Source organism: Variovorax paradoxus (assembly GCF_022009635.1).
Classification (GTDB): Bacteria; Pseudomonadota; Gammaproteobacteria; order Burkholderiales; family Burkholderiaceae_C; genus Variovorax.
This window is the reverse complement of record NZ_CP091716.1, coordinates 1,240,421-1,254,186: the sequence shown is the minus strand read 5'-3', so window position 1 is coordinate 1,254,186 and position 13,766 is coordinate 1,240,421. Positions and strand designations below refer to the sequence as shown.

Below are 13,766 nucleotides of genomic sequence, written 5' to 3'. Positions count from 1 at the left end.
TGTAGGCCTAAGACCACAGGAACACGCTTAAAACGCAATGAATAAGGGGAAAGTAACGATTTTTTCGAGCGTTTTTGTAATAAACATTAAGCCCGGCCGCATGTTCGGCAACGAGCCAAATCAACGAATTCCATGGGAAATCGCACCAGTCGCATTTTGAAAATAAAAAAGCCGGAGCCATTCGAGGCATCCGGCTTTTCAATTCGGCGAGCGCAATAGCGCCCTGAAATTCCTACCAGCGGTGCGTATAGCTCACCTTCAGCACCGCGCCCGCGGCCGGCAGGCGGCTGGTGTTGTTGCTGTTGCGCAGGAGCTGGCTGTAGAGCGGGAAGTAGCGGCGGTTGAACAGGTTCTCGATGCCCAGCACGAGGTTGTTCTTCTCGTCGATCTTCCAGCGGCTGACGAGGTCGACCGTGGTGTAGCCGCTGGTGTCGCGGCGCCCGAAGCCGTCGACGCCGCCGAGCCGGTAGTCCTTCGACGCGTAAGAAGTCATCTGCAGGCGGTGGCTCCATGTGCCGCGCGGCTTGTATTCGACATACGCGGTGAGCTTGAGCGGCGGAATGCGGTAGCCCCACATGTCCTGGTAGCGGGTGCCGCCCTGCGGCAGTTCGCGCCCCTTCATCCAGGTGAAGGAGCCGCCCGCGCTCCAGCGGTCGTTGCCGCCGGCGTAGTCGATGGCGCCTTCGATGCCGTGGATGCGCTCCTTGGTGCGCGTCATGATCAGGCCGTTGAACGAGCTCTGGACCGCCCCCAGCGCGGACTGCGACTGGAACACGCTCAAGTTGGCGGCCGCGTTGTCGAAGCGGCCGCGCCAGCCCAGCTCGACGGTGTCGGTCTTCACCGGCTGCAGGTCGGAGCCGCGGATGTTGAAGCTCGGCGTCGCGTTGCGCACCTGCAGGCCGATGTCGGGCAGCTCGAAGCCCTGGCTGTAAGAGGCGTAGATGTCGTGGCGCGAAGTCGGGTTGTAGACCACGCCCGCGTTGTAGGTCCATGCGCCGTAGTCCACCGAGCCCCCGGGCACTTGCGCGGGATTGCGCGCGCGCAGTTGCGAGAGCGGCGTGAAGCTGTCGAAGCTTGCGCTGGCCTTGTCGTAGCGCGCGCCGCCTTCGACCGACCAGTTGTCGTTGAAGCGATGCTGCAGCTGCGCGAAGCCGCCCAGGGTGCGCGTGGTGATGGGCGGCATGAAGATCAGCGTGCCGGTCCGGCTGAAGCTCAGGCCGCGGCTGAGGTCGTAGAGTTTCGGCTCGAACACGTCGAGCGGCATGTCGGTGCGCTCCTGGTTGAAGTCCGCGCCCCAGGTGAGCTGCGTCTTCCTGTCGGCGCCGAACGGCGTCTTGACCGTGAGGCGGCCGCCGAACACGCGCGAGTTCTGCATCACCTGGTCGACGTTGGAGCCGCGGGCCACGACGCCGCGCGCATCGAAGGGCGCGAAGCGGGTGAAGAAGTCGCGGTAGTAGAGCTGCGCGGCCAGCGTGCTGCCGGCGATGTCGCGGTGGCTGTAGTCGAGGCCGAGCAGGCTGTTGGTCACGCGGTTCTGCTTGTCGAGCTGCAGGCCCTTGAGCGGCCGCGCGGCGACGCTGCCCGCCGGCAGCCGGGCCACGGACGGGTCGGGGGCGTAGTCGGTGTCCTGCTTCGCGTCGTAGCGGCTGGCGGAGAACTGCAGCCGCTGGTCGGCGTCGATGCGATAGCCGATCTTGGCGGAGGCGCTGTAGATGTTCGAGTCGAACAGGTCGCCCTGGCTGGGCTCGGGCGCGATGCGGTCGCCGCGCGCGTCGTACGAGCCGCCGACGCGCCGCGCGCCCAGGCTCACGGCGTAGTCGAAGACCTGGCCGCCGCCCGAGATGTAGTGCTGCACTTCCCCGCCCAGCCCGGCGGAACCGATGCGCGAGAGCGGCGACACGCCGGTGATGGTGGTCTCCGCGCGCGCTTCGCCGCTGGGCTGGCGCGTGCGGATCGACACGATGCCGCCGGCTGCGCCGCTGCCGTAGATGGCGCTGCTGCCGCGCAGCACTTCGATCTGGTCGACATCGGCCGGGTTGATGTTGGCCAGGTTGCGCGAGGAATCGCGGTTGGTGTTGAGCGGGATGCCGTCGACCAGCACCAGCATGTTGCGCCCGCGCAGGGTCTGGCCGAAGTCGGTGATGGTGTGGCTCGAGTCGGCCATGCCCGGCACGACCTTGCTCAGCAGCGTGGCGACGCTGTCGGAGCCCTGGCGCAGGCTGTCGAGTTCTTCGCGCTCGAGCACCGTCACCTGGCGCGTGGGGGCCATCAGGTCGCTCTGCGTGCGCGCGGTCACGGTGACGGCGGCGAGTTCGGCGCCGGAGTGCGGCGCTTCCGTGGCCGATGCCGCGGGAGATGGCGTTGGGGCAGGCGCCGGGACCGGCGCGGCATCGAGCGTGAAGTCGCCGCCCGCCAGGCGCCGGGTGCGCAGGCCGCTGCCGGCCAGCAGGCGGCTGAAGCCTTCCTCGACCGAGAAGGCACCGGACAGGCCGGGCGTGCCGAGCCCGCGCGTCTTCGCCAAGTCCAGGCTCAGGTTGACGCCGGCCTGCCCGGCGAAGTCCAGCAGCGCCGGGCCGAGCGGGCCGGCGGGCACCTTGTAGCTCTTGCGCGCTTGGGCAGGCGCGGCGGTGGCGTCGGCGGCCAGTGCCTGCTGCAGCGGCGCGAGCCCCGCCGCACCCATGCCGAGGGCGCACAGCGCGCCCTGCACGGCCCGCGCGGTGCGGCTGCGCCGGGGGGTGGAAGAAAGAGGAAGCCGGGAAATCATGGCGCGTGGTCCTTGTCGCGAATCGGGTCGATGGAAGGGGTTTCAATCGACATGACAGGCAAGGCGCCGGAACCGGACACGCGCCGGCAGGTTTTTTTCACGGCCCGGTTCAACGGGCGCTGACGGTGACCCAGTAGCGGGTGCGCGCATCGACCCGCACGGGCAGGGTCTGCGCGAGCACGGAGAGGATGCGGTCGGTGTCGGTCAGCTGGAACGCGCCCGACACGCGCAGGCCGGCCACCGCCGGGTCGCAGCGCAGCACGCCGCTGCGGTAGCGGGCGATTTCGGCGAGCAACTCGCCCAGCGGCATTTCTTCGGCGTACAGCACGCCGCGCGCCCAGGCGCCGGCACCCGGGCCGACGGGGGACAGCGTGCCGACGGCGTCGGCGGTGAAGCTCACGCGCTGGCCGGCGGGCACGACGACGGGTGCCGACGCGGCGCGAGCCGGCCGCACCTCGACCGCGCCCGCGAGCACTTCGAGCTGGCTGCGCCCTTCGCCGCCGCTCGTATCTCCGGCGTCGCGGCGCACGACGAAGCGCGTGCCCAGCGCGCGCAGCCGGCCTTCCGAGGTCTCGACGACGAAGGGGCGGCTGCCGCCGGGGTTCGGATCGGGCGCGGTGTCGACCAGGATCTCGCCGGCGCGCTGGCGCACGGTGCGCCGGGCGGCGTCGAACACGACGTCGATGGCGGTGGCGGTGTTGAGCGAGATGCGGCTGCCGTCGGCCAGCGCGATGTCGCGGCGCTCGCCGGTGGCGGTGCGGTATTCGGCGCCCAGCGTCTGCCAGGGCACCGCGCGATAGCCGACCCAGGCGGCCGCGGGCGCGCCCAGCAGCACGGCGAAGGTCCGCAGCAGCGCGCGGCGGTTGGCGGCGGCGCGCCGGCGGTCGAGCACCGGCATGCCCACGGCGGGCGGCACGGCGCCGAACTTGCGGCTGAGCTGTTCGGCGCTGCGCCATACGCGCTGGTGGTCGGCGCTCTGGTTGCGCCACTGTTCGCAGCGCCGCGCGTCGGCCTCGGTGAAATGGCCGGCATGCATGCGCGCGAGCCACTGGGCGGCCTCGTCCACCAGGCGCGGATCGACGGTGCCGGCGCTCATGGCTGCTGCGCCAGCATCAGCCGCAGGCATTGCGCGAAGCCCTGCGCCATGTAGCGCGTGACGGTGCGCACGCTGACCTGCAGCCGGGCGGCGATGTCGTCGTAGGACAGCCCTTCGAGCTGCGACAGCAGGAACGCGGTGCGCGCGCGGGCGGGCAACTCGTCGAGCAGGGCATCGAGCTCGTGCAGCGTCTCCAGCAGGATCGCGCGCTCCTCGACGGACGGCACGGTGGCCTCGGGCAGCAGCGCGAGCGAGGCGAGGTAGGCGCGCTCCAGAGACTGGCGCTGGCCGTGGTTGATCACCAGCCGCTTGGCGACGGTGGTCAGGTAGGCGCGCGGTTCGCGCAGCGTGGGAATGGCATCGGCGCGCAGCCCGACCAGGACGCGCATGAAGGTGTCGTGGGCGATGTCGGCGGCATCGAAGCTGTTGCCCAGCCTGCCGCGCAGCCAGCCGAAAAGCCACCCGTGATGGTCGCTGTAGAGGGCGTGAACCTGCTGCTGCAAGGCAGGTTCGCCGGCAACCATCGATGCCTGTTCGGGGTTCAATGCGCGGCTCTGGGTACAAATAAGAATCTTTCTCATTGTATCGCCAGGGGCGCGCCTCGCCCTACTGCCACCCCTTCTCCAGTGGGGGGAGTGGGGGCTCAGTCGCCCTTGCGCGGCAGTGCGAACGCGAGCGTGGCCTCGAGCCCGTCTTCGTCGGCTTCGCGCCGGTCGGCGCGCGGCTTCACCAGGGACACGGCCAGCACGTTGAGTCCGTCGCTGCCCAGCACGACCGTCGCGCGCCCGGCGCGGTCGGTCTTCACGCGCGGGGCGGCGACGTTGCCGATGAAGTCGCCGATCACCGCGGCCCCCGCCACGGGCTGCCCGTTCGACAGCACGCGGATCGGCAGCCGCTGGCCCCGGCGCAGCGCCATCGGATCGGCCAGCGGCACGATCTCGAGCGCCGCGCCGAGCGGCTTGAACGGCATGGCCACGGGCTTGAGCAGCGTGGTGCCGTACTTCATGTAGTGGCCGGCCTTGCGCGCATCGGGCACCTGCGCGCGCGAGCCGCTCACCCACTTGCCGTCGGCGCCCTGCGACCAGAAGCCGTCTTCCACCGCCATCGAGAGCACGGCGGCATCGGCCGCCGGCTCGACCACGAGGTTGCGCTGGCGCGGCTGCAGCACGACCTGCGCGGGCGCGCCGGCCGCCGTGAAGGCTTTCACTTCGCGCACCTGCCGCGGCTCGTAGCTTTCGTCGAGCGCGCCTTCGCCGAGCACCAGCGCCAGTTCGCTGGCGCGCTGCGCGACCCACACGCCGTGCGCGAAGACTGGAGCGCCGCCGAGGCCCGCCAGCAGCAGGAGGCAGGCCGCGCGGGCCAGCCGCGTGGCTGCGAGGAATGGTGTGTTCGTCATGCGTGCCTGCGCCATCAGAAGTTCATCGTCATCGCCAGGCGCACGATGCGCGGGTTGCCCTGCGTCACACCGCCGTAGTTGACCGAGCTCCAGTAGCGCCGGTTGGCGGCGTTCTCGATCGACAGGCGGATCACCGATGGCACGCCCGCCAGCCTCGTCGCGTAGGCCGTGCCCAGGTCCCAGCGGGTGAAGGCCGGCACGATCATGGTGTTGGCGCGGTCCAGCGGGCGGTTGCCCACGTGGTAGATGCCGGTGTTGAACGACAGCCCCGGCACCGACGACAGCCGGTAGTCGAGGAACACGTTGGCCTGGAAGCGCGCCACGTTGCTGGGCCGGCGGCCTTCCAGCGCGGCGTCGCCGGTGTCGCGCTGTTCGGCGTCGAGCCAGGCCACGCCGGCGATGCCGCTCAGCTGCGGCGTGATCTCGCCGTTGGCCGTGAACTCCACGCCGCGATGGCGCTGGCGCCCCTGCTGGCGAAAGATGTTGTCGGACGGGGTCACGGCCTGCAGCGGCTTGTCCATGTCGAACACGGCGGCGGTGAGCATGAGGCCGTCGCGCACGCGGCTCTTGACGCCGATCTCGTACTGCCGGCTCTTGATGGGGCCGAGCTTCTGCAGCGCGTTGTCGGCATAGCTCGGCCCGTAGGCGCCCTGCTCGAAGCCTTCGCCGTAGGTGGCGTAGACGGTGGTGCGCTCGCTCGGCTTGTACATAAGGCTGAGCGTGGGCACGGTGACGCGCGTGCTGTACCTGGGCGTGCCGTCGTACTTGCTGCCGATGTCGCTGCTGTAGTCGATGTAGCGCGCGCCCAGCAGCAGTTGCCACTGGGGCGTGAAGCTCAGGGTGTCGCTCACGAACACGCTGCTCTGGCGCGCGGTGCTCGACGGCAGATGCGTGTCGTCGGGCAGGTTCGGCTGGAGGTACGGCAGCGGCCTGTAGATGTTGCCGATGAACTGCGGAAAGCGCAGGTAGTCGCCGTCGGGCGAGCCCAGCCGCGAATACGAGTAGCCGATGACCGCCTCGTGCCCGATCGAGCCGGTGCTGAAGCGCCCGGTCGCGAACAGCTGGCCGGCGGCGGTGGGATACGGCTCGCCTTCGTAGCGCGTGTTGCCCTTGAGCACGTCGCCGTTCGGCGCCACCTGCGACGCATTGAAGAAGAGCGCATTGCGCTTGCTGCGGCTGAAGCCCAGTTGCGCGGTCAGGTCCCACTGGCTGTTGAGCGTGTAGTCCAGGCGCGCGCCGATGTTCCAGGCGTCGGTCTTGTATTGGCCCCAGGGTTGGCCGACCAGCGTGCGCGGGTCGAAGCTCCGCGCGGACACCACGGTGCCGTCGTTGCGCGGACCGATCATGCCGCTGGCGGCCAGCGACTTCTTCTGCCAGTCGAAGTCCAGCTGCAGCAGCGCGTCGCGGTTGATCTTGATGTCGACCGCGCCGGCCAGGAAGTCGCGCTTGAGGTCGCCGAAGTGCGTGAAGTCGCCGACCTTCTCGGTGGCCGCATTGAAGCGGTAGCCCACTGTGCCGGTCGCGTCCAGCGGGCCGCCCGCGTCGACCGATGCGTAGCGCCCGCCATAGCTGCGCACCTCGGCCGTCACGCTCGCGAAGCGCTCGCGCGTGGGCCGCTTGATCACGTAGTTGACGATGCCGCTGGGCTCGCCCACGCCGTAAAGAAAGCCCGACAGGCCCTTGAGCACGTCGACGCGCTCCTTGTTCTCCAGCGGGACGTCGCTGTAGATGTTGGCCAGCAGGCCGTCGCGCCGCACGTTGTTGAAGGAGTTGGCGGCAAAGCCGCGCACGGCCACGCCGTCGAACGACGAGAAGCCCGAGGTCGGCGTGACCGACGGATCGTTGCGCAGCACGTCGAGCGCGGTGCGCGCGCGCTGGGCCTCGATGGTGTCGACGGTGTAGGAGCCCACGGCGAACGGCAGGTCCTGCAGCGAACGCACGCCGAGCGCGCCGGCGTTGACGTCCTGCACGTCGTAGAGCTTCTCGCGCTGCGCGCTGACGACCACGGGCGCGAGCGTGGCGCCGGCCGTGTCGGCATGCTGCGGCGAAGTGCCGGCGCGGCTTTCGGCGCCCGTGGCAACCGCGCCGCGGCGCAGCCGCCAGCCGCCGCCGGCACCGGCGACGGCTTCGAGTCCGCTGCCCGCGAGCAGTTTGTCCAGCGCGCCGGGCACGGTGAAGCTGCCCTGCAGGCCGGGGCTTTGCAGGCCCTGCGTCAGCGCCGGGTCGATGGCGATCATCACGTTCGCCTCGCGGCCGAAGCGGCCCAGCACGCTGTCGAGCGAGCCCGCGTCGATGGCATAGGCGCGGCTCGCGCCCGCCACCGGCGCGCCCTGCTGGGCCCAGGCGGCTGGAGCGCCCGCGGCCAATGCGGCTGCGAGGCAACTGGCGCGGGCGACGAGCGCCAATGGAGAAGGCCGGAAACGTCGTCCGGGCCGTGCGGGGAATGCCATGGTGATAAGACTCTCTGTGATCGTTCGGATGGAAAGGCACGGCGCCGCCTGTCTTTGCGGTGCCTTCTTCCGTTGATGCGCGAGATCCGGAAACCTGCCGGTTTCGGTGAAAAAAATTCGCAGGCGGGCCGGCGGGCTTATCGCGCCGCGACCGTCACCCAGTAGCGGCTCATGGAACGCAGCCGCACGGGCAGCGTTTCTTCCAGCATGGCCAGCACGGCGTCGGTGTCGGCCAGCGGAAAGGCGCCGCTCACGAGCAGGCCGCCGACCTCGGGGTCGCAGCGCAGCACGCCGCCGCGGTAGCGCCCCAGTTCGCCCAGGAAGTCGGCCAGCCGCATGCGCTCGACCACCAGGGTGCCGTCGGTCCAGGCGGCCGCGCGCTCGTCGGCGCGGTTCAGTGCGCCGACGCTGGCGGGGCCGAAGCGCACGCGGCTGCCCGCCGGCACGCGCGTGACCTGCGACTGCTCGCCCGCGCTCAGGTCGACCTCGCCTTCGAGCACGGTCAGTTCGCTGGCCGCTTCGTCGAATGCACGCACCACGAAGCGGGTGCCGACCGGCACCATGCGGCCGTCGCGGCCGAGCACGATGAAGGGGCGCCGCGCCGGGTCCTTGCCGGTGGTCACCATGATCTCGCCGCCGAGCAGGCGCAAGGTGCGCGCCGAGGCGTCGAAGCGCACGTCGACGGCGCTGCGGGTGTTGAGCACGAGCCGGGTGCCGTCGGACAGCACCACCGCGCGGCGTTCGCCCACGCCGGTGCGGTGATCGGCGCCGAGCGCGGCGATGTCGTGGCGCAGCGCCCAGGCACCCCAGGCGCCGACCCCGAGCCCCGCGATGGACTTGAGCGCCCAGCGGCGCTGCTGGCGGTCGGCGCCGCGCAGGGCCGAGCGGGCGATCTGCGGCGCCACGCCCTGCGTGCCCTCGCGCAGGTCGCGGCCGAGTCCGCACAGGCGCAGCCAGGCGCGCTCGTGGTCGGGGTGCGCCTGGCGCCAGATGTCGCAGGCCGCGCTGTCGGCCGCCGAGGCGCCGCCGGACTGGATCTTCACCAGCCAGGCCACCGCCTGGTCGACGACGGCCGAATCGATCGGCCGTGGCGCGTCGGCCGCGGGCCGGAACAGCACGCGGGCCGGCCGGTCTCTGGATTCAGTCGCCATAGACGGCGTCGTAGCAGTGGCGGTAGGCCTTCAGCATGGCTTTCTGCACGACGTTGATCGTCACGCCGAGCTGCTGCGCGATCTGCGAATAGGTCAGGCCGTCGAGCTGCGCCATCAGGAAGATCTCGCGCACGTGCGGCTTCAGGCCGTCGAGCACGCGGCTCACGGCGGCCAGCGCCTCGACCACCAGCAGCCGGGTTTCGGGCGACGGCGCGCTGGCTTCGGGCAGATGGGCGATCGCCTCCAGATACGTGCGCTCCAGCGCCAGCCGGCGGAAGTACTGGGCGGCAATGCGGCTCGCCACCGTGGTCAGGTAGGCGCGCGGCTCGCGCAGCGGGCCGGCCTCGTTGGACGACAGGATGCGCACGAAGGTGTCCTGCGCCAGGTCGGCGGCGTTGTCCAGGTTGCCGAGCTTGCGGCGCAGCATGTCCAGCAGCCACGGGTGATGGTCGCTGTACAGCGTGTTCACGAGGCGAACGGAGGCTTCGGAGGTGGGCATGAGGGCTCGCAAGGCAGTTCATGCGCCTGATACGAATAATTCTCATTGTAAGCAGATGGTTATAGAAGCAGAACCATCGGCCATCGCCGTGTGACAGCCAGATGTCGCATGAGAGCGACAAAGTTCCGCCTATTTTGCGAACGAAAGGTAAAGTTCGAGGCTACATCGTATTGCGAGTCATTACTATTCTCACAGCCGTGACGCATGTTCCACCGCAGTGAGAACCCCGCGTACAGCCAGCCCGGCGTTCGTCCGGGCGGCCAAGAAGAGACACGGTTCGCAAAAAACTCCCGGAGGAATATGACCTACGTCAAAAGCCGCAAGCACTCGCCTGCGCGTTACCTTTCTGGCCGCATGGCCACCACCGCCACCCTGGTCGCCATCGGCTCGGTGTCCGCGCATGCCCAGAGCACGCTCAACGAAGTCCGCGTCGAAGCCTCGACCGACTACAAGGTCGAGAAATCGGCCTCGCCCAAGTTCACGGCGCCGCTCTTGGACACGCCCAAGTCGATCACGGTGATCCCGCAGGAAGTGATCCGCCAGACCGGCGCGACCACGCTGGTCGACGCCCTGCGCACCACGCCCGGCATCACCTTCGGCGCCGGCGAAGGCGGCAACCCCGTGGGCGACCGCCCCTTCATCCGCGGCTTCGACTCGCAGAGCGACACCTACGTGGACGGCGTGCGCGACGGCGCGGCGCAGACGCGCGAAATCTTCAACGTGGAGTCGGTCGAGGTCGTGAAGGGCCCCAGCTCCGCGTTCGGCGGCCGCGGCTCGGCCGGCGGCTCGGTGAACATCATCAGCAAGGCGCCGCAAGCGGAGAACTTCTTCAGCGGCACCATCGGCCTGGGCACCGATTCCTACCAGCGCGAGACGCTGGACATCAACCGCAAGATCTCCGACAGCGTCGCGGCGCGTCTGAACCTGATGAACTTCAAGTCGGACATCGCAGGGCGCGGCCCGGTCAACGTCAAGCGCTGGGGCGTGGCGCCGAGCGTGACCTTCGGCATGAACTCGCCGACGCAGGTCACGCTGAGCTACTACCACTACGAGACCAACGACCTGCCCGACTCGGGCATCCCCTACAACAACCCGTTCTCCTCGGGCGTGTACCTGAACCGCAACGGCGACGGCCAGCCCATCGCCGTGCCGCGCGGCACCTACTACGGCGTGGTCGGCCGCGACTACCAGCGCACCAAGGTCGACGCCGGCACCATCGACGTGAAGCACGACTTCGGCGGCGGCCTGGTGCTGCGCAACGTCACGCGCTCGAGCACCTCGACCAACGACTACATCTGGACCCAGCCCGACGACAGCCGCGGCAACTTCCTGGTCAACGGCAGCGTCTGGCGCCGGCCCAACAACCGCGTGTCGGACACCGAATCGCTGGTCAACCAGACCAGCCTGACGGGCAAGTTCGAGACCGCCGGCATCAAGCACAGCTTCACCACCGGCATCGAGCTGGGCAAGGAATCCACCACCAAGGGCAGCTACCTGTTCCTGCAGGACGCCAAGACCGGCTTCGAGTCGTACCCGCGCTCGGGCGTCAGCGGCCTGAACTGCGCCGTGGGCTCGGGCATCCGCAGCAACTTCAACTGCACCTCGGCGCTCAGCCCGACGCCGTACGACCCGTGGACCGGCGCCATCACCAATTCGCCGGCCGTGACCGAAGTCAAGACCACCACCAACTCGGTCTACGCCTTCGACACCATCGAGTTCAATCCGCAGTGGTCGCTGAACCTCGGCCTGCGCTGGGACGACTACAAGACCCGCGCGGTCACGCCCGCCTACATCGCGCCGTTCGCGACCACGGCCTCGGTGCCCAGCAGCGCCCTGAGCGGCTCGACCAGCGTGGCCGTGGCCGCCGGCCGCATGGTCCCGGGCATCGAGCTGGAGAACAAGGCCTCGTTCCTGAACTACCAGGTCGGCGCGGTCTACAAGCCGGCGCCCAACGGCAGCATCTACGTGTCCTACGGCACCTCGTCGACGCCCCCCGGCACCGACGCCGGTGACGGCGCCGACGGCATCAGCGCGGCCATCCGCAACCTGAAGCCGCAGGAAAGCCGCAGCATCGAACTCGGCACCAAGTGGGAAGTGCTCGACCGCCGCCTGGTGCTGACCTCGGCGATCTTCCGCACCGACATGAACAATGCCCGCACCACCGCGGCCGACGGCTCGACGCAGAACGTCGGCAAGAAGCGCGTGGAAGGCATCGAGTTCGGCGTGGCCGGCAGCATCACCCGCGACTGGCAGGTGTTCGGCGGCTACACGCACCTGAACGCGAAGATCACGGACAACGGCTACACGCTGTCGGGCACGACGTACATCGCCTCGCCGTTCAACGGCAACGCGTTCCCGAACACGCCGAAGGACAGCGCGACGCTGTGGACCACCTATACCGTGATGCCCGGCCTCACGATCGGCGGCGGCGCCACCTACGTCGGCAAGCAGTACGGCAACGTCAACAACACGAAGTGGATCCCGTCGTACATCAAGTACGACGCGATGGTGAGCTACGTGGTCAACAAGAACCTCAGCCTGCAGCTGAACGTCCAGAACCTGACCAACAAGTACTACTTCGACAAGGCCTCCCGAGTTCGACACCAACCGCGCTAAGTGCTTGATTTGTATGGGCCAAGACTCTCGGCTGCCACTACAGCAGGCTCAATTGGGTGTCTTGCTGGGGTTTTTTGATCTTCAGTGCGGCCAGCACATCGGTCTGGCGTTGGACGATGGAAGAGACGCCCGCAATGGGCGCGGCATTGTTGATGCTCACACGGTGGCGCTGAATTCGCCGCAAGTCCGCCAGGGCAGCCTCCGGTGACAAATCGCTGCCACTCATCTTCAGGCGCTGGCGCATCACGCGGTACAGGATCAGGGCCAGCATGCAAATGCTCGCATGCGCCTTGATGCGCTCGGGCAGGCGGTGGAACACCGGCGCAATCTCGATCTCCGACTTCAGCACCCGAAATCCCCGTTCGATGTCTGCCAGTGCCTTGTAGCGCTGCACCACCTCTTTGGGTGTCAAGTCCGCCACGTTGGTCACCAGCAGCAGCTTGCCATCCATCGCCTGGGCGCGGGCCAGAGCTGCCTGGTCGATGTCATACGTGAACAGATCGGCATGCAAATCGACCTTGATGATGCGCTTGAGGTGCGCCTCGCTCACCTCATGGAAGAAGCGTGCCGTCACACCCGCATCAGACAGCTTTCTACCCCGGTGTGCCTTGCCTGCATCTTGCGAATCGAGCTTGCCCACCAGCTGGTCGGCGCGCTGGCGCAATTGGTCAATGCGCGCCTGACGACTGGCAGTCTGCTCGGCCGCCTGCTGCGGGTTATGGGCCGCCACCAGACGAAGACCCTGCCATTGCGCCTCATCGATAGTCTCTTCTGTCGTTTCTTGCTCTGATGCGCGGGCTCGGGCTCGGGCGTTGATCGGCTCCAGTATGTCTGCGAACTCGCCATAGCGCCGCCCCGGCACTGCCAGGATGAACTCCAGCGCTTGATCGGTTGATCCGCTGGCCCCACCCGACAAGCGCAACTCGGACAAGGCCTCTATGTTGTCCAGCGAAAGCAGCCCACGGTCAGCCACCACCACCAGGCGGCGGATGTGCGGGTAACGCGCCATCACCTTCTTCAAGGTCGGCTCCAACGTCGGTGCCTCGGCTGTGTTGCCCGCAAACACCTCGTGATAGATAGGCATGCCGTCGGCTGTTTGCACCACGCCGAGCATGAATTGGCGCACCACCATGCCTTCCTTGGACATCCCATAGCGGCGCACGTCACCCTCTTGCTGGCTCAGTCCTTGGGCGCGGATGGTGGTCAGGTCGTAGAACACCACCGACAGATCCTCATCAATCAGCGGGCGCAAAGGCCCGCCACGCATTCATCCACCGCGTCCTGGTGGTCCATGAGCGCATCCATGCTGCGCAGCAGTTGCTGGTGGGTGAGTGCCTCTGCATCGATACCCGGCATGCTGACGGTTTGCAGCCAGCGCAGCACCCCGAGCTTGGAGTCGGGGTCGCACAGCCGGTTAAAGACCATCACCCGCAGGGCATGCTCGATGGGGTTGGTAAAGCGTGCGCGGCGAAAGACAGCAGCCAAGCCATCGAAACCCAACTCGTGCCAGAGTTGATCCAGCGCCCAGACATCGCCCAGGGCCAGTGCGGATTCAAAACGCACCTGGGGAACGGATGTCTCACTCAGTGAGCGACCCTTGGCGCGAAGCAGACCGCCCAGCAGTGAGTCGACTTGTCCATCTGTTTCGTCCACCCGCCCGATGGTGGCCAGCGTGCGCTGGCGGGGTTTGCCGTGTTCGTCTCGGAAGGACTCCACCAACTGGGCGTAGGTGTGGCCGCCTGAGCGGGTGAGCTTGATGAACATAGAAGAAGTGTAGCAAAAAAATACGGGCAA

Annotated in this window: 8 protein-coding genes and 1 pseudogene; 1 reads left to right on the top strand and 8 read right to left on the bottom strand. The window is 68.3% G+C overall.

The genetic code is table 11. The annotated features are described in order from the left end of the window. Positions 1–232: 232 nt before the first annotated feature. The 7 genes from L3V85_RS05995 to L3V85_RS05965 all read right to left on the bottom strand — a co-directional run bounded on the left by L3V85_RS05995 (position 233) and on the right by L3V85_RS05965 (position 9,356). The gene (locus tag L3V85_RS05995) at positions 233–2,764 is read right to left on the bottom strand and encodes a TonB-dependent siderophore receptor (protein ID WP_237678477.1); all 2,532 of its coding nucleotides are present in this window, start codon (positions 2,762–2,764) and stop codon (positions 233–235) included. Positions 2,765–2,873: 109 nt separating this feature from the next. After that, the gene (locus L3V85_RS05990; RefSeq protein WP_237678476.1) at positions 2,874–3,860 is read right to left on the bottom strand and encodes a FecR domain-containing protein; all 987 of its coding nucleotides are present in this window, start codon (positions 3,858–3,860) and stop codon (positions 2,874–2,876) included. Next, positions 3,857–4,384 carry a sigma-70 family RNA polymerase sigma factor gene (locus tag L3V85_RS05985; RefSeq protein ID WP_237680500.1) on the bottom strand — a complete coding sequence of 176 codons (528 nt, stop codon included), beginning with the start codon at positions 4,382–4,384 and terminating at the stop codon, positions 3,857–3,859. The genes L3V85_RS05990 and L3V85_RS05985 overlap by 4 nt, the downstream gene beginning before the upstream one ends. Before the next feature lie 119 nt (positions 4,385–4,503). Continuing rightward, entirely contained in the window at positions 4,504–5,256 is a 753-nt protein-coding gene (locus tag L3V85_RS05980; protein ID WP_237678475.1) for a DUF4198 domain-containing protein, read from the bottom strand. A gap of 14 nt (positions 5,257–5,270) precedes the next feature. Continuing rightward, the gene (locus L3V85_RS05975) at positions 5,271–7,706 is read right to left on the bottom strand and encodes a TonB-dependent siderophore receptor (protein ID WP_237678474.1); all 2,436 of its coding nucleotides are present in this window, start codon (positions 7,704–7,706) and stop codon (positions 5,271–5,273) included. A gap of 137 nt (positions 7,707–7,843) precedes the next feature. Next, positions 7,844–8,857, bottom strand: a complete 1,014-nt coding sequence (locus L3V85_RS05970) for a FecR domain-containing protein (RefSeq protein ID WP_237678473.1) — start codon at positions 8,855–8,857, stop codon at positions 7,844–7,846. Next, positions 8,847–9,356 (bottom strand): sigma-70 family RNA polymerase sigma factor, encoded by a 510-nt coding sequence (locus L3V85_RS05965; protein ID WP_237678472.1) that lies wholly within the window; start codon positions 9,354–9,356, stop codon positions 8,847–8,849. The genes L3V85_RS05970 and L3V85_RS05965 overlap by 11 nt, the downstream gene beginning before the upstream one ends. A gap of 300 nt (positions 9,357–9,656) precedes the next feature. Between L3V85_RS05965 and L3V85_RS05960 the strand changes: the two genes are divergently transcribed. Continuing rightward, entirely contained in the window at positions 9,657–11,972 is a 2,316-nt protein-coding gene (locus L3V85_RS05960; RefSeq protein ID WP_237678471.1) for a TonB-dependent receptor, read from the top strand. Between the two features lie 37 nt (positions 11,973–12,009). On the opposite strand, the pseudogene L3V85_RS05955 reads toward L3V85_RS05960, so the two are convergent. Continuing rightward, positions 12,010–13,736 (bottom strand): annotated as a pseudogene (locus L3V85_RS05955) (IS1634 family transposase). Positions 13,737–13,766 lie beyond the last annotated feature (30 nt).